The organism is Dolomitihabitans soli (assembly GCF_022213955.1).
Taxonomy (GTDB): Bacteria; Actinomycetota; Actinomycetes; order Streptosporangiales; family Streptosporangiaceae; genus Streptosporangium_A; species Streptosporangium_A soli.
Map to the genome: position 1 here is coordinate 19,622 of NZ_JAKNTW010000007.1, position 18,357 is coordinate 37,978.

The window sequence follows — 18,357 nt, forward strand, 5'->3', positions numbered from 1 at the left end:
GTCTTCCCGGGGGTGCAGGGGTTCAGTCGGCGGTGGAGCGGAGGAGCTCGTGGACGGTGGCGCCCAGGCCGACGGTGTGCGCCGACCTGCGCGTGAGGCCGGCCCGGGCGATGACGGCGTCCAGCTCCGCCGCAGTGCGAAGGCCGGAGCCGTGGCAGACCAGGCCGATCAGGTCTTCCTCGCCGTCGTGCTCGTCGAGGTCGTCGGTGTCGAAGACCTCCTCGATCAGCAGCACCCGTCCGCCGGGGACGAGGTTCTCGGCCGCCCGGCGTAGTGCGTGAGCAGCGTCGGCGTCGGGCAGGGTCTTGAAGGCGCGGCTGATGAGCACGGCGTCGGCTGCTGGGCTGGGCTCGAAGACGGACTGCTCCAGCACGCTGACCCGCGTGCGTTGCCGCTCGTCGGGAATCGTGGCGGGCAGGTCGCGGCGCAGCCAGTCGGCCTGAGCGGGCAGGGCGCAGATCGTCACGCGCAGGCTCTCGTGGGCTGCGACGTACTCACGGGCGTGGGCGCCGGCACCACCGGAGTGGATCACCAGGTGCTGGACTCCGGCGAGCAGGCCGGACGTGGCGATCGGTTCGGCCAGTGCGGGCTGGAACTTCGCCAGGCGCTCCAGGTGACGGTCCTCGTAGTCCTGCTCGGCTCGCACGTCGGCAAAGGTCTGGCCGGTGACCGAGGCGTAGGCGGGCTGGCCGGTGCGGACCGACTCCGTGAGGCCGTGGATCCCGAGCATCTCGCGACCGACCACCCCAGCGGAGTGGAGCCGGTCGGCGATGAACTCGAGAGTGAGGACATCGCCGACCGGCGTCAGGGCGTAGTGACACGGTTCTGTCTCGGTCACCACGTCCAGGGTGTGCAGGTAACGCAGCAGCTTGCCCAGAGCGCGCTCGTCGGCGCCGGCCTTGGCGGCCAGCTCGGTCACGCTGGTCACGCCGCGGGAGACCAGATCGGGAACGCCCAGCTCGACGGCAGTGCGGATCGCGATCGGCGCGACAAGCTCGGTCAGGTCGTGGAGCTTCTGGAACGGGGTGACTGTCCTGTCCGGGTCGGGTACCGCCCCGTCGGTCTCCAGGGCGACGACCTCGGAGCGACGCCAGTAGCCGGCGAAGTCGATGTCCTCCTTGGGCACGCCACGGTCCTCGACCAGGTGCCGGCGGATGTCCCGGACGGCCGTGTGCTCGCCGGCCAGCCACGCGAACGCCTGGCCCGGCCACCACTCCGCACTGCGGACGGCCTCGGTGAGCAGCGACACGGTCCCGGCCGTTACGCCGGGGCGGACCAGCCACGTCACGTCCACCCCTAGCAGCTCGCGCAGCTCCTGGCGGTGGGCGTCCTCAGCGATCTCGATGAACACCTGCGCCCGGGCGTCGGGCGGGAGCTCGTCGAGCAGGCGGCCGATCGCGGGGAGTGCGGTGTCGTCGCCTGCCACGAGCAACCAGTCGGCGCCGGCCGGGAACGCCTTGGACGTGCTCGGGCCGCTGAGGTGGATCCGGTCACCCGGCTGGGTGCGATAGGCCCACGTCGTTCCCGCGCCCACCCCGTGCTTGACGAAGTCCACGTCCAGCTCGCCGGCCTCGGGGTCCCACCGGCGAACCGTGTAGGCCCTCGACAGCGGTCGAGGATCCTTGGGCACGATCAACTTGGCCTCGCCCTGGACCGGGAGCACCGGGTCGCGCTGACCTGGGTACGGGAAGTAGAACCCGAGGTCGTCGTCGAAGCCCGAGGACTCGAAGGCCGGCCGTACGAAGCCGTCCGCAGTGGTGAACGCACCCAACTGTTCGCCGCTCAGCGTGACCCGCCGCATCCCCGGGGTGATGTCGACAGTCCGGACCACCTCGACCTCACGCAGGGTCGGCGGGTGCACGGTCAGCCGGCGCGAGGTCTTGGGCATGCGGGGAACTCAACTTTCCGGTCGCTTCGAGGGCAGAGGCAGCGCGCCGGCATCAGGAGGGCGCGCATTGGTAAGGTTAGGCAAACCTCACCTGCAATAGTGTGCGCAGACTGCCGTATGGTTAGGACGTGGTGGTGCCCTCGTCGTTCGCCGCGGGCGCCGGCGACCCGCCGCCGATTCCGGACGCGCGGTTGGGTTCGACAGATGCGCCCGTTCGACCGCTGCTGCTCTGGGTTCGCGCTGGCGAGGCGCACGTGCGCCTCGACGGCGGGCCGGTGCTCCACCTCAAGGCTGGCGAAGGCGCCTGGATTCCCGCAGATGGCTGGGCAGAGCGGGCGATCACCACTGAGCCAGGCACTGTCGCCTTCCCGCTGTGGCCCCACGCGAGTGTCGGCGCTTGGGGGTTGTCGGAACTGACGCGGTTCGACGTTCCCAGCGGCTGGCAGGACTGGTTGATCCAGCTCTTCAACCTGCAGGTCACTCCGTTCAGCGGCCGCGGGTACTCCCCCGAGGCGATCGAGGAGCTCCTTCGGCGTCCTGGCTCGCGCTCGCCGGTGCCCGTCGAGGTCGGGCGAAATCCGACCTCAGAGGGATTCGCCTCGCCGGCGATGCCGCAAGCCCGCGGCGCCAGAGCAGTCGCCGAGGAACTGATTCGCGACCCCGCGCTTGACCTCACGGTCGAGCAATGGGCGTCGCGGGTGCTCTCCAGCGCGCGCACCCTTCGCCGTGACTTCCTCGCCGACACCGCGCTCACGTTCGAGCAGTGGCGGCTGCTCTGCCGGCTCGGCGCCGCCGTGGAGTTCCTCGCTGCCGGTTACGACGTGGACCAGGTGGCCGCTCGAGTGGGCTTCGCCAGCCGCAACGGCCTCACGCGGGCCTTCAAGGGACGGTTCGGACTGACCCCCCACGAGTTCGGACGGGAGCTCTCCGCCCGACCCGGCGCCGGTGGGCTGACGCAACGGGCAGCGGCGGCACGGCAGACCGACGACCTGATCCGGATGATGCGCAAGATGGACACTCCCGCTGCGCCTGAGATGCTGCCCGCGGCCAGCACGCCGTCGCACACCAACGACATCCACGTCCTCAGCTGGATGTATCGAGGCAGCGGGTACCTTGACATCGGCGACCGACGCTACGAGCGGGAGCGAGGGGTGGCGACCTGGATCCCTGCAGAAATGGAGCATGTCACCGGCCTCCGCGAGAACTCCGTCTCCCTGCCGCTGGGCAACGCGAGTACCGGCGACCTCCAACTGACAGTGCCGCTGCAGGTGCGGTTCTCGCCTGCGTGGGACGACTACTTGATGTTCTGCTCGATCAGCGCCCGGTCCGGACTGCGTCCCGACGACCACAACCCCCGCCACATCCTCGACCTGTTCGCGGAACAGGTTGCCGCGCAGCGAGCGCTGTCGGTGCCGATGCCCACCAATCCGCGCGCGCGTGCTGTCGCGATGGAGTGCTTGCGTCGTATCGGCGAGCCTGGCGGGACGCATGATGTTGATGTCCGCGCTGAGATCCACCGTGCCTTCCGCGACGAGACAGGTATGACACTGGGTCGCTGGCGCTATGCCGCCCGCATGCGCATCGCTCGCGACCTGCTCGCCGGGGGCGCCCCGCCCAGCGCCGTCGCGCGCCGGATCGGGTACGCCCACCTACCCACGTTCAGCGCGGCCTTCTCCCGCTTCCACGGACTGTCTCCGCGCGACTACCAGCAGCGCGAGTCTGAGCGGAACCAGTAGCACCGTTGCTGTCCTGCAAAGCGGCCCTATCCGCCGCGATCAGGAGGCCCTCCTGCATACCTGTCGGCTTCTCGGAACTGGTGTGCGCAAGGTCCGAGACTTTGCGACGGGCAGGGTGCGTGCGTTCGTGTTCACGATCGTCACGGTAGGCGGCCTTGCACTGAGTTGTTCGCTCAGCCGGAGTGGGATCTGGCCCACTTTTCGAAAAGTGGGCCAGATCCCAGCCGGAGCCGTCATAGCCACTCCGCCGCGAACATGGCCCGCACCCGCCCGGGCGCCGCTCCCTCCTGGCGCTCGGCATGACCACGTCCGACGGGCAGGCGCCAGATCCCGGCACGTGGCTACTGGACAAGATTGACAACCGCGAGCAGGCCGTGGCCCGCCAGATCGAGCAGACCCAGGCCGAGATCGACACCCTGACCGCGCGGCTGCGCGAGCTGCAAGAAGCGGCCGAGCATCTGCAGATCACCCGCAAGACCCTGCTCGCCCTCGTCGGCGAACCCGACGCCGGCAGCGCCGCGCCGGCTGCCGCGATCCCCGGCCACCCCGCCTAGACCCGCGTCGTCACTATCGCGACCGACCCGCCGCCCATCACCGCCCCGACCGGCCGGTCCGGCCGGACCGGCCGGACCTCCACGGCCTGTTCGCCGAGCACTGGCCGGCCCAATTCCCCCTGATCGACTTCGGCCTCAGCATCGCCTGCGTCAATTGCACCAAGGACGCGAAGGCCACCATCGCCGACCAGATGGTTGTCTGGCCGTGCCTGGTCGCCGAGAAGGCCATCGCGCACGGGATCGGCGCCGAGTTCATCGCCGACAAGGCCTCCGCGGCCCGCTGCGGCACCCAGCTCCACCCCTGGTCAGCGGCACGGCATGGACAGTGCGAAGCGCGGTTGCGCTATCGACAGTGCGCTACCGCTCCTCTCCGGAGAACGATCACCCCGGATTCTCCCGGCGCCAACAGGCGCGGCGACGCCCTTCGAAGAGACGTCGCCGCTCGCCTAGGGACGAAACGGGGCTACCTGCGGGACCGTCGCTTGGGATGACCCGTCGATCTATATGACACCAGCACGAGGACGGCTGTGAGGAGAATGCTGCCGGCCGTGAGGCCGGCGATCCACTCCGGGGGAAGGCGCCTCCAGCTCGGCGCGCATCTCGGCCTTCAACTCGGCGATGAAGTCCTTCGGGTCCAGCGGCTTGCGCAGCTCGGCGTAGTTCTCCACGCGGCGCGGGCGGCGAAGTCCTTGGGCAGATCCTCCTCCGGATCGCGAAAGGAATAAGCGCCGACCACCCAGATCTCCTTGCACCGCAGGGCCTCACACAGCGCCTGGAAGGTGACGATCTCATACACCATCCGCACCACCCGCCGACGCCCGAGCTTGTCGTTCTTGAACACCAGGTCCTCCCACTCCCCGGCCGTGCCGCGATGCTCGGGCACCACCTCGCCGCGCGGGTAGTAGGTGGTGTTGCCCGCCTTGGCGTAGCGGCGGATCAACTTCAGCGCCTCGATCACCGGCGGGAAGGCGGTGTTGTTGCTCTTGAACTCTAGGGTGTCCAGCAGCGCGATCAGGCCGCGCCGGTAGTGGTTGATGTAGGAGGCGCGCAGCGTGGTCTGCACCGTGGTTCGATAGGCCGGGCCCTTGGTCTTGAACTCGTTCCCGCAGACGGCTCTTGCCGCCCGCACCGGCCCGTACCTTCACCCGCCCGTGAACCTCTCCTTGCCCCCTCTTCACCGTGCTGTTGACGGTGCCGGCTCCGGCCGGGTGGCCGCGTACGTGTCGACGAGCGAGAACAGCATGGCCGTGGCAGGGATAGACAGCAGGGCGCCCACCGGACCGAACAGCGCCGCGCCCAGGAGCACGGCGGTGAAGGAGACCGCGGGGTGGAGGTCGACCGACCGCGCGCTGATCCTCGGCTCCAGTGTTAGGTTCTCGACCTGCTGATACAGGATCGCCCAGGCCAGCGCCGCGATCCCCGTCCAGGGCTGGGGCGAGGCCAACCCCACCAGGGTGGGCAGAGCGATGGAGATGTAAGTGCCGATCGTGGGGACGAACTGGGCAACCACCCCCGTCCACACGCCGAGCGCGAGCCACGACGGCATGCCGATCAGCAGAAACACCACGGCCGACAGGCTTCCGTTGATGGTGGCCAGGATGAGCCGGGCGGAGACGTAGCCGCCGGTCTTCTCGATGGACAGTTCCCAGACCCGGCTGAAGACGTGCTGCGGCCGGTGCGGCAGCAGGCGCGCGATCCACCGGCGCAGGCGGGGACCGTCAGCTGAGAGGTAGAAGGCCAGCAGCAGGATGGTGACCAGGTTGAACACCGCTTTTGTCACCGTTCCCAGCAGGCTCAGCACACCGCCGAGCACGCCTTGCGCGTATTCGGCGGCCTGCGCGGGGGTGAGGTTGATGGAGGCGAGGATGTCGGCCACCTTGTACTGGGTACCGAGTCGGGTGTTGACCCAGGAGGTGACGGTCTCGGCGACGGCGGGCAGGTGGCGAAGGAGCTGCGCCGCCTGCTCCAGGAACAGATTGCCGAACAACGCGAGGAAGATGACCGCCGCCAGGATGAGCCCTGCCATCATCACCAGGGTGGCCCTGGCCCTCGGCATCCACCTGGACAGCCTGCGCACCGCCGGCTCCATCGCCAGGGAGACGAACCAGGCCAGTATCAGCAGGATGACCAGCCAGCCTGCGTCGGTCAGCACGAAGTGCGCGAAGAGCGCAGCTCCGACGACGGCCGCCAGCGCGAGCCCGGCCCGGGCCACGTTCGCGGGCGCCAGCAGCACCCGGACCGATCGCGGCAGCTCGGCGGCGCGCCGCCCTCCTCGCGCCGCACCCGGCTTGATCATGGCCTCCTCCTGGTCGGCTCGCCCCTGATATCGCCACCGGCGATCACGCCGCTGTCCAGCCTTTCAGGCAGCCTGGAACGGGCACCGCGGGAAGCGGATACGGTACGTCAGCGGTCAGCAAGGACAGGTAAACCCTCACGAGGGAGCTCCCACCCGGCCAGCATGGATCGTGCTCCCTTGCGTGCTCTCGACCACAATCGGCACCCAGTCCGGAATCCGAATGCGGAGGGCGCTGAGATGCGAAGGGGTGGAGATGTAGGTCAGCGGCGGCGCGCTGCCGGGGCAAGGCCTTTCTGCCAGCGGGTCAGCGAGGCGACCGAGCTGTGCCCGGAGTAGGCGAGCAGGGTGGAGGTGTTCTCCCCAGCAGCGGCCTCTTGCTCACTCGCCGCCGCGGCAGCTCCGGCAGTCGGCGGACCGCGGCCACCACGCGCCGCCCGCCCGGTGCCGCCGCCAGCGCCTTCGACTGGCCCAGCAGCCGCAGGAACGGGCGCACCGTGTTGTACTTCTCCACCAGCGCAGCCCGCATCGCCGCCTCGACCGCGCCGAGTGCCAGCGACCTGGTGCGGTCGCGTGAGAATGGCGATATGAAAGCGGGAACGTGCGCCGCCATTCTTCAACTACTCACCAAGAGGGCCTCGGGCGCGGGAGACTTCGTCATGCGCGCGCCGACTCCCGGCTGTCGCATGCGACCAGGTCCGCTCTGTACGTGCGCCCGGCCAGGAGGCCCTGGCAGCGTGTTGGGTCGGAATCCGACCCGCTCGGTCACGGACATGACGCGTGTCCGCGTCTCCTCTCGTAGCTACCGACAGCATTTCCATGAGGCGTGCGCCGCTCTGAAATAACATCTCCGGCAAGGGGCAGCACACGATGACGGCGAACAGAAGCCTGCTAGGCAGCTCATCGCAAGGCGACCATAGTTGCCGTTGGCCTTCTCGCTACCCCTCCCATCATCCCTCCGAATAACCTCCCCATCTAATCAGGAAGCATCCGAGGACTGATAGCCGCAGGTCAGCGGGCTGGATAGCGCCCGCGACCTACCCCGACATAAATCATTCACCTGACGTTGTAAGTTCCGGCAGTAAATGGCCGGGAATCTCCGGAGCTACTCGGCCGGACATGATCTCTTGACGGCAGGAGTACAGCCCTCAGGACCAGTCCTGCCAGAGAATCCTGCCACCGGTGCTGGACCCGAAGCGTTAGCTGCCGGGCGGCAGCGGGATCAGCACGCACGGCTTGACCGGGCCCTCGATCAGCCCGCCCGAGAACGCCCAGCCCGGACCGCCCATCATGATGACGTCCACCAGCAGGGTCCGCCCAGGACCGAGGAGCCGCGGGTCGAGGTTGAACCCATTTCCTGCTGGGATTGAGGAGTTCACGTGGTTTGAGGTGAATCCGCTTTCCCCGCTCCGGGTCGCACGTCTGGCCGCGCGGGACAAAGCTGATGTCGGCGTTCACCCCGAGGTCCTTCAGATCCTGTTCAAGCCGCTCGGACTCTCTGAGCTCCTCGAACTCCGTCGCTGACGTTCCACGAAAGCGAGCTGGACATTGCCGGCTGTGCCAGGGCGAAACTCGATGCGATCGCGATGGCGCCGATGGCGGCGGTCTTGAGCAGCTTCTTCATGATGCTCCTTCTGTCGGGGCGGGTTCTGGTGCTTGCCGAGAAGGAGCATGGGTCAAGGGTTGAGTCAGGCGACAGATCCCTTGGACACAGTTCGGCCGGCAGCCGTGCGGACTTTGGTCGTCGGCTGCTTGGTCGTCGAAAACCTAGCGTCTGACTAGCGTCCCACTAGCGCGCTCCGAGTGGCCTGTTGGGACATACCTCCGCCATACCGCGTCTCCGTATGGTCTCACCTCGACGGGAAATCAACGGAGGGAACCATATGAAGATCATGCGTACCGCGGTCGTCGTCGGGGCCATGGGGGCCGTGGCCATGATGGGCGCGCCCGCGCCCGCGTCGGCGTCGGTGACCGCGTCCGCCTCGGCGTCCGCGCCGGCGGCGTCGGTGACCACGTCGGCAGCCAAGGCCCTCGTCGCGACCTGTTCGAAGGGGTCCTACAGGCTGAAGGTGACCGTCACCTACATCAACACGACGTATGGGCACCGCTTCAGCCGTGTCCACTGGACGGCCTCCGGAGGCCCCACCACGGTCAAGGTCAGCCTCGTCCAGGATCGGGGCGGCCTTCCGGACGCCGAGTTCCTGGCGACCGTGATCACGGGCAACTCCGGCAGCAGGGCGATCTCGGCGACCCGGCCGATGGCGCATCGGGTCTTCGTGAAGCTGGCCGGTAGGAAGGGTGTCACGAGCTGCGTCGGGCAGAGCGGCGTCATCTGATCCGGACCGCTCGGCGCCCGCCGTCGCGAGAGACGGCGGGCGCCGGAGGTCAGGGCGAGGGGTGGGGGAGTTCGAGGTCGGCCACGATGGGGAAGTGGTCGGAGGCCTCGGTGCCGATGACGGCCACCGAGGCCCCCACTCGGGTCGCCGCCATCAGAGGAAAAGTAGCTCTGCGTAATCGTTGTTCGCGTGGCTCGCGGTATGGAAAGCCAGCTTGAGGCAGGGCAAGGTAACTGAGCGTTGCGTCTCAGGTCCGCTATGTCGTGATCACGGCTCGGGCATACCGGTCGGTAGCCGAGTGGTTACAAACCATGTTTCTCCTGACCCTCCATTGGAGATCGGGAGAAAGGGTGCGGGCATGCGACGTGACTGGGAGTTAGAGGACCTGCTCGAGCATCCGGCCAAATAACTCCGGAGATTCCCGGCCATTTACCGGCGGACCTTACGCCCTAGCCCGCCCGGTCCAGTTGGCGAGGTCGTGCCGTGTAACCAAGGTATCGGGGTGATCAGCGCCCAGGACTCGCTCGCGGATGGGCAGCAGCGCGGCCAGCTGGTCGCGGGCGGCGACCGGGTCCCCCGCCTGCCCCGTCCAGTTGGCGAGGTCGTGTCGGTTGGCCAAGGTGTGGGGGTGGTCGGTGCCCAGGACTCGCTCACAGATGGGCAGCAGCGCGGCCAGCTGGTCGCGGGCGGCCGCCGGGTCCCCCGCCTGCCCCGTCCAGCGGACGAGGGCGTGTCGAACGGTCAGGGTTTCGGGATGTTCAGGGCCTTCAACGCGTTCGCAGATGGGGAGTAGGGCAGCGAGCTGATCGCGGGCAGCGGCCGCGTCCCCCGCCAGCCCGGTGAAGTAGGCGAGCTGGTGCCATGTGTCTAACGTGCGCGGGTGCTCGGCGCCCTGGACGCGTTGGCGGATGGGGAGCAGGGCGGCGTACTGGTCGCGGGCAGCGGCCGCGTCCCCCGCCCACCCGGTGAAATGGGCAAGATTGTGTCGGGTCCTGAGGGTGTCGGGGTGCTCGGCGCCCTGGACGCGTTGGCGGATGGGGAGCAGGGCGGCGAGCTGATCGCGGGCGGCGGCCGCGTCACCTGCATCCCCTATCCAGTCGGCGTAGTCGTGTTGGGTCCTTAGGGTGTCGGGGTATTCGGCGCCCTGGACGCGTTGGCGGATGGGGAGCAGGGCGGCGAGCTGATCGCGGGCGGCAGCCGCATCCCCCGCCAGCCCGGTGAAGATGGCGAGATGATGCGAGGTCTCCAAGGAGTGGGGGTGGTCGGCGCCCTGGACGCGTTGGCGGATGGGGAGCAGGGCGGCGAGCTGATCGCGGGCAGCGGCCGCATCCCCCGACTGCCCCGTCCACTCGGCGAGGTTGTGCCTGGTGGTCAGGCTGTCGGGGTGTTCAGCGCCAAGGTGCTCGGTGCGGTGGTCGCACAGCTGCCTGGCCAAAGCGCGAGCGGTCCGGGCGTCGCCAGCGGCGCCGAGATACGTGGAGATTTCGAGAAGGGCATCAGACCCGGGAGCCAGGACGGTGAGGCCATGCGGCAGCAGGCGCCGGTAATCAGGCCAGGCGGCAGGTACGTAGGGTGTGCCGGGCAGGGCCTGCTCCAGGATGGTGTTGGCGACGGCAGACCAAGCGTTGCGCTGGCCGTCGGTGAGCCGATCGAGGGTGACGGCCTGGATCAGGCGGTGCATCGAGACCAGCCCGTCATGCGGTCGACTGATCAAGCAGTAGCGGCGCAGCGCGGCCATCGCAGTGTTGACCTGCAGGCGTCCAGCGGGGAGCAGACTTAGCTGCTTCTTGGCGCCCTTGCCGTCACCGAGTCCGACGAGCGAGTCAACAGTGAGGTCGTCAAGCAAACGGTGGTAAGGGATGTCCTCAGGCGCGTAACAGGCCAGCAGCCGTAGCAGGGCGATCGCCTGCGGGTGGGTGCCGGTGAGCTGGTCGAAGGCGGCCTGCCAGGTGGAGGTGACCTTCTCGGCATAACCCCAGGGCTTGCCCTCGGCGAGCAGCGCCGGCCGGTGGCGGGTCAGCAGGTCGAGGTAGCTGCTGGGGTCGGTGCCGGTTTCGGCCATGTAGGCGCCAGCCTGCTCCAGCGCCAGTGGCAGGCCGCCGAGTTTGGCCGCCACGGCGGCCGCCGCCTGCGCATCCTCGCGACCGCTGCGCTCCAGCAGGAAGGCGCTGGCCGGACCGGAGTCCAGAACGGGCAACTCCAGGCCATGCAGGTCCGGCCAGCTTCCCGACCGGCTGGTGATCAGGACATGCCCGGAGCCGGTGGGCGGCAGGAGGCCATGGAGGGCGTCGGCGTCGGGCGCGTTGTCGAAGATCAGCAGCCATCGGCCAGGATGGGCGTCGAGTACAGCGTGCACCTGACGTACGGGATCGGCCCGGTGAGCCTCCTGCGCGCCGAGGTGGGCGGCTAACTCGGCGAACGCGGCCGACAACACGGTGGGATCCTCGGCGGGCAGATGCCATGCCAGTTGGTATTCGTGCTGGTAGCGGTGGCTGTATTCGGTTACCAGGCTAGTCTTGCCGATGCCGCCCAGGCCATGGACCGCCACCCAGTAGGGCAATGTCGAGGCGTTGGTCAGGCGGTCGTGCAGGCTGGGCAGCGTCTCATCACGGCCGACCAGGTACAGCGGGCGCGGCATCAGATGGAACGGTCGAGCGGGCGTCCGTGGCGCTGTCATGTCCGCTGGCTCCAGGGCCTTGCTCGGTTCCGGCGGTAAGGACGCGGGAGCGGAAGGCGGACGTCGTTGCAGCCATACCCCTAGCCCACCGAGCAGCAGCCCAGCCACCATGCTGATCACGCTGGCACGCTTGTCGAGCACGTCCAGCAGATCTGTGGGGAGGTTCAGCGGGTCAGCAAGGAAGAACCCGGCCATGCCGGCCAGCAGCGTCACCAGGGCCGTCATCCAGGCCAGCACCCACGGCCAGCGCCGAGGCCGTGGCTCACCCGGCTGAGGAGGGGAGGCCGTCACTCCTCCAGCGTGACGCTGCGACCACGTCCAGCGCGCATACGACGCAAACTCGTTATCGCCCGCCGAGCATGTCTCGCTGGGCGCCGACCCGGTTGCGGCACGTCGTGGATCAGGTGCCGGGCTTGGGCGGGAGCGTGGTGGTCGTGGCGGAGCGCACGGCTTACCACCTGGCGGTCCCGCCCAGGGGCAAGGGGCACTCGGAGCGGGGCCGCCACCTCGTGAACGTCTGGCCGGAGGAACACCCCCGTGGCCTCCGACCGGACCTGGCCCCCGACGGCGTCCCCCAAACGCCACCCCCGCTCGGGGGCTACCTCATCCCAAAGAAGAGAGCAGGCCCGCCGGAGTCCCGGCGGGCCTGCTCGCGTATAGAGGCTGTCTCGCTGCCAGCCCACCCGTGGCCGCACTGCCCACGGTATTCATGCACACCACAGCCGGGCGGGCGGTGGTTCTACGGGTGACAAGTGGGATCTGGCCCAAATCTCGTGAAGGCGTCGGCTGATTGGGGCCCGGCTGTGATCAGGTTCCGGTGAGTGCTTGGGTGATGGCAAGGGCTTGGTCGGGGGTGAAGGCACGGGGGTGCCATGGGCATCGGCGACTGTAGCGTTCGTCGCAGACCAGGGCGCCGTTGGCCAGTTTCGCCCAGTGGGCGGGTTGCCAGTAGGCCTGGTTCTTCCGGAGCAGGGTTTCGGCGACGTGCTGGGGTGCTGGGCTGGCGGTGGTGTGGGTCAGCGCCGCGATGAGGGCGGGTACTGCGCTGTCGGGTAGGTCCGCATCTCCCAGAGCGGGCAGCAGCAGGAGGAGCCGCCTGGCAGGGTCCCCGGTGCTGGTTGGGGCGGAGGTGGGTGGTTGGTGGGCGATGGTGATCAGTTCGTGCCAGGAGAGTCCTGGCCCGACGAAGGAGCCCTCAACGGCGGCCAACTGAAGATCGTGTGGCCAGTCCGGATGTGAGAGCAGGTAGTCCAGGCCCATGTCGTCGGCCAGGTTGCGGTAGATGACGTGGAGGGCGGCTCCGCTGTGAAGCGGGACCGTGAAGACGGGCCAGTGGTCGGGGTCGAACAACTGCTCGCAGAGTTCTTCGGCGTCCTCGGTGTCCACGCCGAAGTCGCGCTGGGGGTCATCGAGCCCGGTGGCCCCGACCATCATGGCGTGGAGCGCCCACAAGACCGGGTCGATGAGGAGTGCGGAGCCGTCGACCAGCGGATCGTTCTCATAGCCCGTGATCAGCACGCTGGGATGGTCCCAGTCCGACGCCGTTGCGGGCAATGAGTGCATGGCCTGCCGCTGTGAGCAGGACCCGTTTGCGTAGCAGCGGAAGCCCGGCGCGGCCGAACATCTGCCGTTTGATCATCTTGATGTGGTTGACGCGGCCCTCGACGGGGCCGGAGTTCCAGCGGCTGGTCAGCCCAGCAGTGACGGCGTCGAGGTCCTGTTCCAAGCCCTTGGCGAAGGAGGAGATGCCGGACAGGCCGGCGGAGTGGGTGTCGCTGATCCATTGGGGGAGATCGTGGCCGGTCAGCTGGGTGAGCATGGCGGCAAAGACGCGAACGTGCTGGTCTGCGGCAGCCAGTTCGGGACAGCGTTCCAGCAAGGCTTTGAGCTGGGGGCCGTTCGTCCTCGGTGAGGGAGTCGGGATGGCGGGTGAGCCAGCCGGTGACCTCGCGGACGGTCGGTGGAGGCGCGGCCAGCGGCGCCTTGGCCGGACGGTGTCCGGCCAGGTGATCGCGGAGGTTGGAGTAGCTGCCGGTGTAACCCAGTGCGCGGATCTCCCGGAACAACTCGGCGAAGTTGCTGCAGCCTTCGTCCAGACGCTGGTGCCGGTGCGGTTTGAAGGGGTCCAGCATGCTGGCGCGCGGTGCCTGCCAGCGCCCGTCGACCAGTTCCTGCCAGGTCGCGGCGCGCGCATAGCGCTGCACGGTGTGCCGTCCCCAGCCCAGATGCCGCGCGATCGCCCGGATCGCGTACCCCTCGGCCAGCAGCGCGTGCACCTGGGCATGGTGCCGCCGGGCCCGCTCGGCGAACTTCCCGGTCGGCTCCGGCGGCACTGGATCAGGTGGCGTAACCGGTGAGAACTCCCGGACGCCGCCGGGCTCTTCCAGCACGGGCTCGGGCAAGCACGAGCGGTGCGCGGCCACGCACTTATCCACCGCTTTGACCAGATTGGCCCACAGATGCCAGCGATCGGCGACCTGGATGGCCTGTGGCGCCCCGGTGCGCGCCCCCTCGGCGTAGGCGCCTGAACGGTCCCGGCAGATCACCTCGACATCGGGATGCGCGGTCAGCCAGTCCGCGAGTACCGCGGCGTCCCGGCCCTCCAGCAACTCCAGCGGCGCGCCGGTCTCGCAATCGATGAGCACGGTGCCGTACCGGTGACCACGTTTGATCGCGAAATCGTCGACGCCCAGCACCCGCGGGGCGTGGGCGGCCGGATCGGGGATCGCCATGACCAGCCGTAACAGCGTCGAGCGGCTAGCCGCCGCCCGCAACGCACCCGCCAGCCGTGCCCCCGCCCGCCCGGCCACCGCGACCGCGATGTTGCGCAGGAACTCCACTAGTAGCGGCGTCTTGCGGCCGTGCCGGACGGTCGGACCGGGCACCTGCTCGGCGAACGTCTTGCGATCACAGGGCATTTCATCGCAGAACAGGCGGCGGACCTGGAGCACGATCGTCGCCTCCCGGCCGCCCACCGCGGTGTCGGCGAGCCGACGCCGATACCGGCTATGAGTCCTGGACGAGGAGGAACCGCACCCCGGGCAGGTCACCGCCACTGACCGTGTCCGCGCCCAGATCCACACCCCACCGGCTGTCTGCTCGACCCGCTCGACCTCGACTCCGGCCAGATGCGGCAGCAACATCCCAAGATCATGTTTTCCCACGTGGCACATGTTCGTCCCAGGCCATCGGGCTACGGCGCAGTATCCATCACGAGATGTGGGCCAGATCCCAATTCGTCATTGCGCTGACCTGGAGGTTCGTCACGTACTGACGGGCAATTCGCCACTTCCTGTCAGTGGCGCTGCCCTGATCTGACGTCTTCGGCCGCTTCGCCCAGGTCAGGGCACCAGTCGCTGACTGTGACCATAGCGCGACAAGGTCTCATGTTCCGGGCCGGAAGTAGACGCTCACTGTCATTAGCTGACGATTCCTACTGACGCGCTGATGACGAAGTAGCTGTCTTCCAGGTGTTTCGTCATCAGCTGACGCCGGCTTCGTCACCAGCGTGTCAGTAGAACTGTCCTGGCAATGTCCCGTTGATGTCAGTCGACCTGCCGATTCACGTCAGCAAAATTATTTGATCCTGGCCCGCGTGGAGACGATCTTCATGGTTTCCGGCCTGGAGGAACTCGACAGTGCCGCGTTGAACGAGCCAGAAGTGACATGAAAGTTGAGAACCTACAATCCGGTCACAGGCCGCCCTTGGTCATCGGGTTGTGTTCGCCGTACCGGGTGCCGCTGCGCACGTAGCCGTGCACGGTGGGCGAGGTGGCCTTCCATCGGCCCTGTTCGGCGATCTTCCCGGTCGGCACGCCGTTCTCGACCAGGGTGGTGGCGCCGCCGGCGCGCGGATGACGCCGAGCGCGAGCCCCGGCCAGGTCGCCTGGCGCTTGCCCAGTTTGGACATGGCGAGGTAGAGCAGCGGCAGTAGCGACAGAACGTGGGCCAGCCCGACCGCTCCGCCGCCGGATCCGATGACGGCCGACGCCGCTAGGGCCAGCCCGGCCGGCCAGCGCCGCTTCAACCAGGCGATCCAGCTGGTGCGTACGAGGGTGGAGGTGGCTTCCGTGTACGGGGTAAGGGTATCCATGGGGTCCAGCTTGAGGGCGGGCGGACAGGGCTATACAGCGCCGAAACCGCACCGACGGGCGTGGAGATGTCACTCGATCTCGTGACATCTGTCATCCGGCGGTAGCCTCGCCGTGCATGCGCGCGGATGTCCGGTCCATGTCCTTGCGCGCGGCTCGCGGGCGCTGCCAAGCTCTCTGGGAGAGAGGTGCGCGCACGATTCCCGGAGGGGATCTTTTGGGTAACGGTGGGAGGCGATCCACCCGGCCTGCTCTGGAAGCCCGATCCCGAGTTCGCGGTCCGGCAGCGGCTGGTGGTGCTCGACGATGTCGGGCCGGAGGAGGCCGGGCTGATCGCGAAGTTCGCCGCGGACAATGTCGCGGTCCTCCTGACCGGCAGGAGCGCGCTGGGACTGTTGGCGCCCCCGACCGGAACATCCTTCCGATGCCCGACGCCGTACGCGATCATCTCCGCCAGGCCATGGGCCCCGCACTCACGCAGCGTGCGGATATCGCGCCGGCTCAGGTGTTCCGCCACGGTTCCTGGCTGACGACCAGGCTGGTGGAGGCCGGACCGGGCGCGGTCGTGCGGGATCTTGTCCGGACGTGCGCGGGCCGCGGTGATTTTGCGGACGTGCTGAGTCTATTCCTTTTGATGAGCCGGACCTTTCCGGCTCCAACGGAGAGGAGATCCGATCGTGACAGTGGGGATCTTCGCGGGCATCCCTGTCCGCGACTGCAAGAGCGCCGTGGAGTGGTACATCAGGCTCCTCGGCAAGGAACCGGCGTTCTGGCCCAACGACGTCGAAGCGGTGTGGCAGCTGGCGGCGGACCGGTATGTGTACGTCATCGAGGACGCCGCTCGGGCCGGAGGCGGCGTGGGCATGATCTGGGTGGACGATCCGGTGTCCGAGGTGGACCGGATCGCAGCCCGCGGGCTGCAGCCGGTGGACATGGAGCAGCACGGCAACGTCTGCAAATGGGTCTTCCATGACGCCGACGGCAACGAAACAGGTATAGGAGGCGAGATCGCGCCTGCGCCCTGAATCGGAGGTCAGCCACTCAGGCTTCGATGGCATCGCTCAATGTTCGCTGGCACGGGAGACCCCCGCACCGGAGATGGGCGCGGTCACTTCTCAGGATCCGGCAAGCCTGACCAGCTGTCATGCCCGCCATCAGCCTCGACACCACCGACGCCATCGCCACCCTGGGTGACTCTAAGTAGTCGGTCATGTGTGGCAAGTGGCCTGGGCCACGAGGTGGACTGGTCGAGCCCGAGCTTGGCGCAGCTGAAGGGCGATGATGCACTGAGCTGGTGGACGAGCCGATGCCGGTCCGGAGGCCCGGCTCGCCGAGCCGGCGGCGGGGTCGACCAGGACAGCCTTCGAGTCGTGGACCGGAGCAGGAACACCCCGCAAGCGGACCGGCACCCAACATCCTCAGCGCACTTCTAGTCGCTTCTAGTCGGTGGTGGGCTGGCCGGCGGAATCGCGGGCGAGGGCGACGATCCGCTCCAGGGCCGCCGCGTGCCGCTCGAAGGCCAGCCGTCCCTGGGGGTGAGCTGCACGTACGTCCGCCGCGCCCGCTTGTCCTGGTCCTTGCGGACGATGACGTATCCGGCGGCGGCCAGCGCGGAGACCTGCTTGGACATCGCCAACATCTTCACCACCTGGGACAACACCTACGGCGGCTGCTTGGTTCGGGAGGCGGTCGCCGCACAGCTGCGCTTCGCGGAGGGGATGCTGAAGAGGTCCAGGTGCTCGACCAAGCTGCACGATCCGCTGTACTCGGCAGTGGGGCGGCCGCGTTCATGGCGTTCGACGCCTACGCCCACGACGACGCCCGGAAGATGTTCGCGTTCGCGCTCGCCTGCGCCGAGGAGGCGAACGACTGGCACCTGCGGGCCAAGGTGCTCTCCAGCATGGCGCGGCAAGCCATCTGGGTGGGGGGATGCCGACAACGGGCTCACACTGGTGGAGTTCGCTCTCGTGCGGGCCGACCGGCTAACCGCCGGCGAGCGGGCCATGCTGCGGTCTGCTCAGGCTCGGGCGTTCGCCAAGCTGGGCCGCGTGTCGGAAACCACCTGGAAGGCCATCAAGGACGCCGACATGGAGTTCCACCGCATCCGCCCCATCGAGGAGAAGCCGTGGATGCGGTACTACGACGCTGCCCAGCACCAGGGGGACACCGGGCATGCGGTGTTCGACCTGGCGATCGACGAGCGGCTTGTCGGCAAGGTCATCGACGGGCAGGTCAGCGACGAGGCGGTCAGCGCCACGTACGTCGGCGAGGCGTCGACGCGGCTGGCCGGCGCGGTGGCCGGGCACACCGCCGCCTACGTCCGGTCCCGCGCGATCAGCGGCATCAAACTCGCCTCCCTGACCATGGTGGCCGGTGACCCGGAGGAGGCCGCCGAGATCGGCGAACGCGCGGTTGCCGACGCGGGCACGGTTCGCTCCCGCCGGGCCCAGGACGACATGCGCGAGCTCACCCGGTTCGCCCGCCCGCACGAGCGGCGGACATCTGCCCGACCGGTTCACCCCCACGGGCGTGGGGAGCAGTCAGCCCGGTCCGCGCGCTGAGCCTCGATCGCCGGTTCACCCCCACGTGGGGGTGAACCGACCAGGTCGAAGAACAATTCGACTGGGGTGACCCGCTCCCCACGCCTGTGGGGGTGAACGGTCACGTCCACGGACGTGACCGCCTGCCCCACCGGTGAGAGCGCTCGAACTTCCGGGCAATGGCAACCCCCGTCGGAAGTCTCCCATCGGGCCCGCGATGGGATTCCGCCCGGAGCCGGCGT

At 68.4% G+C, this 18,357-nt stretch carries 19 protein-coding genes and 1 pseudogene; 7 read left to right on the plus strand and 13 right to left on the minus strand.

Translation table 11 applies throughout. The annotated features are described in order from the left end of the window. Positions 1-22: 22 nt before the first annotated feature. Complete coding sequence (locus MBA17_RS15675) at positions 23-1,888, minus strand: SIP domain-containing protein (RefSeq protein ID WP_238497197.1); 1,866 nt, start codon at positions 1,886-1,888, stop codon at positions 23-25. A 128-nt stretch (positions 1,889-2,016) separates the two neighbouring features. Here MBA17_RS15675 and MBA17_RS15680 point away from each other — a divergent pair, with 128 nt between their 5' ends. Next, on the plus strand, positions 2,017-3,624 hold the full coding sequence (locus MBA17_RS15680) for a helix-turn-helix domain-containing protein (protein ID WP_238497198.1): 1,608 nt from the start codon (positions 2,017-2,019) through the stop codon (positions 3,622-3,624). 299 nt (positions 3,625-3,923) lie between these two features. After that, complete coding sequence (locus MBA17_RS15685; RefSeq protein ID WP_238497199.1) at positions 3,924-4,178, plus strand: hypothetical protein; 255 nt, start codon at positions 3,924-3,926, stop codon at positions 4,176-4,178. Here the strand turns inward: MBA17_RS15685 and MBA17_RS15690 are convergent. The 6 genes from MBA17_RS15690 to MBA17_RS15715 all read right to left on the minus strand — a co-directional run bounded on the left by MBA17_RS15690 (position 4,175) and on the right by MBA17_RS15715 (position 8,095). After that, a complete protein-coding gene (locus MBA17_RS15690; protein ID WP_238497200.1) occupies positions 4,175-4,477 on the minus strand; it encodes a hypothetical protein in 303 nt (100 codons plus the stop codon). The two genes, MBA17_RS15685 and MBA17_RS15690, sit on opposite strands and share 4 nt — an antisense overlap. A 308-nt stretch (positions 4,478-4,785) precedes the next feature. After that, a complete protein-coding gene (locus tag MBA17_RS15695) occupies positions 4,786-5,241 on the minus strand; it encodes a hypothetical protein (RefSeq protein ID WP_238497201.1) in 456 nt (151 codons plus the stop codon). 111 nt (positions 5,242-5,352) lie between these two features. Then, a complete protein-coding gene (locus tag MBA17_RS15700; RefSeq protein ID WP_238497202.1) occupies positions 5,353-6,474 on the minus strand; it encodes an AI-2E family transporter in 1,122 nt (373 codons plus the stop codon). A gap of 304 nt (positions 6,475-6,778) precedes the next feature. Then, entirely contained in the window at positions 6,779-7,000 is a 222-nt protein-coding gene (locus MBA17_RS15705) for a hypothetical protein (protein ID WP_238497203.1), read from the minus strand. A gap of 670 nt (positions 7,001-7,670) precedes the next feature. Further along, a complete protein-coding gene (locus MBA17_RS15710; RefSeq protein ID WP_183661106.1) occupies positions 7,671-7,850 on the minus strand; it encodes a hypothetical protein in 180 nt (59 codons plus the stop codon). Positions 7,851-7,951: 101 nt separating this feature from the next. Further along, on the minus strand, positions 7,952-8,095 hold the full coding sequence (locus tag MBA17_RS15715; RefSeq protein ID WP_238497204.1) for a hypothetical protein: 144 nt from the start codon (positions 8,093-8,095) through the stop codon (positions 7,952-7,954). A 259-nt stretch (positions 8,096-8,354) separates the two neighbouring features. Between MBA17_RS15715 and MBA17_RS15720 the strand changes: the two genes are divergently transcribed. After that, entirely contained in the window at positions 8,355-8,807 is a 453-nt protein-coding gene (locus tag MBA17_RS15720; protein ID WP_238497205.1) for a hypothetical protein, read from the plus strand. Between the two features lie 442 nt (positions 8,808-9,249). Here the strand turns inward: MBA17_RS15720 and fxsT are convergent, their stop codons facing one another. The 4 genes and pseudogenes from fxsT to MBA17_RS50440 all read right to left on the minus strand — a co-directional run. Further along, a complete protein-coding gene (gene fxsT / locus MBA17_RS15725) occupies positions 9,250-11,709 on the minus strand; it encodes an FxSxx-COOH system tetratricopeptide repeat protein (protein ID WP_238497206.1) in 2,460 nt (819 codons plus the stop codon). A gap of 582 nt (positions 11,710-12,291) precedes the next feature. Further along, entirely contained in the window at positions 12,292-13,002 is a 711-nt protein-coding gene (locus MBA17_RS15730; RefSeq protein ID WP_238497207.1) for a hypothetical protein, read from the minus strand. Beyond that, entirely contained in the window at positions 12,983-13,768 is a 786-nt protein-coding gene (locus MBA17_RS50435) for a transposase (protein WP_455432779.1), read from the minus strand. Before MBA17_RS50435 ends, MBA17_RS15730 begins: the two co-directional genes overlap by 20 nt. Positions 13,769-13,901: 133 nt before the next feature. After that, positions 13,902-14,657 (minus strand): annotated as a pseudogene (locus MBA17_RS50440) (ISL3 family transposase); the annotation flags it as partial. A 335-nt stretch (positions 14,658-14,992) separates the two neighbouring features. Here MBA17_RS50440 and MBA17_RS15740 point away from each other — a divergent pair. Next, positions 14,993-15,154 carry a hypothetical protein gene (locus tag MBA17_RS15740; protein ID WP_238497209.1) on the plus strand — a complete coding sequence of 54 codons (162 nt, stop codon included), beginning with the start codon at positions 14,993-14,995 and terminating at the stop codon, positions 15,152-15,154. Positions 15,155-15,176: 22 nt separating this feature from the next. Here the strand turns inward: MBA17_RS15740 and MBA17_RS49465 are convergent, their stop codons facing one another. Further along, a complete protein-coding gene (locus MBA17_RS49465; protein WP_274385498.1) occupies positions 15,177-15,299 on the minus strand; it encodes a hypothetical protein in 123 nt (40 codons plus the stop codon). 503 nt (positions 15,300-15,802) lie between these two features. Here MBA17_RS49465 and MBA17_RS15745 point away from each other — a divergent pair. Together MBA17_RS15745 and MBA17_RS15750 are read left to right on the plus strand one after the other, a co-directional pair. Continuing rightward, positions 15,803-16,105: a hypothetical protein gene (locus MBA17_RS15745; RefSeq protein WP_238497210.1), complete on the plus strand. Its 303-nt coding sequence runs from the start codon at positions 15,803-15,805 to the stop codon at positions 16,103-16,105. 147 nt (positions 16,106-16,252) lie between these two features. After that, the gene (locus tag MBA17_RS15750) at positions 16,253-16,600 is read left to right on the plus strand and encodes a VOC family protein (protein ID WP_238497211.1); all 348 of its coding nucleotides are present in this window, start codon (positions 16,253-16,255) and stop codon (positions 16,598-16,600) included. 404 nt (positions 16,601-17,004) lie between these two features. On the opposite strand, the gene MBA17_RS15755 is transcribed toward MBA17_RS15750, so the two are convergent. Then, entirely contained in the window at positions 17,005-17,214 is a 210-nt protein-coding gene (locus tag MBA17_RS15755) for a transcriptional regulator (RefSeq protein ID WP_238497569.1), read from the minus strand. Between the two features lie 313 nt (positions 17,215-17,527). On the opposite strand from MBA17_RS15755, the gene MBA17_RS15760 reads away from it, so the two are divergent. Further along, positions 17,528-18,136 carry an NsdA family TPR-like regulatory protein gene (locus MBA17_RS15760; RefSeq protein WP_238497212.1) on the plus strand — a complete coding sequence of 203 codons (609 nt, stop codon included), beginning with the start codon at positions 17,528-17,530 and terminating at the stop codon, positions 18,134-18,136. Positions 18,137-18,357: the final 221 nt, after the last annotated feature.